Genomic DNA, 695 nt, shown 5'->3' with positions numbered 1-695 from the left:
AAAGAAGCGTGTATTGCGCGCCCGTCAGATTCAGTACCGCTTGGCCGCGAAATGCCGTACGTGTTCTCGGATCGATGCGAATCAGCGGCGACTCAAACACCTGATCGATGAACGTCGCTTTTTGGACGGGCTGCGCTGGCGTGCGAAGAACCGACAGAAGATTTGTGCAAACGAGCGGCGCGCTGATGCACGCGTCGTTGCCGAGTTCAAACGCGGCGGCGCGCTCCATGTCTTCATTGCACGCCGCCAGCAACACGAGGCGCGTGCGTCCACGGTGTACGCATAATCTCGCGAGCGTCGTCAATACGTCCAATGAAGGCATCGACAGATCGACGATGGTCGTCGTTCCGTCGATATCGAGACCCGACAGTTGATGCGCGTGAAGTTCGGTCTGAACGTGAAGCCGCACGTCGTGGCGCGCCAACTGGCGGGCCAATGAAACGTACTTTGTTTGCCGGTAGGTAATCAGAAAGACATTTGTTGCCGACGATTGCATCGAGTTGCTGTCTGTCATGTCCCTGCCAACGAGCCGCATTGCTCCATCAGATCTCCGACCACTCGCGCAACAGGTTGTGATAGTGATTGGACAGCGTCAGGCTCTCGTCGCTTTCGCCGTATTTCGTGCGCAGCGATTGAATGGTCTGGTCCAGTTCGAAGAGCATCGTGCGCTTCTGATCGTTGCGGATCATGCTTTG

1 protein-coding gene and 1 pseudogene are annotated in these 695 nt (G+C 56.7%); both read right to left on the bottom strand.

The genetic code is table 11. The features are described 5' to 3' along the window. The coding region (locus QCE79_RS33310) for a hypothetical protein (RefSeq protein ID WP_404989471.1) at positions 1 to 514 on the bottom strand (514 nt) is incomplete at its 3' end. 28 nt (positions 515 to 542) lie between these two features. Continuing rightward, positions 543 to 695, bottom strand: a pseudogene (locus tag QCE79_RS33305) (PKHD-type hydroxylase); the annotation flags it as partial.

This window comes from Caballeronia sp. LZ003 (genome assembly GCF_031451465.1).
Taxonomy (GTDB): domain Bacteria; phylum Pseudomonadota; class Gammaproteobacteria; order Burkholderiales; family Burkholderiaceae; genus Caballeronia.
The sequence above is the reverse complement of the archived record's forward strand: the minus strand, read 5'-3'. Positions and strand labels throughout refer to the sequence as shown.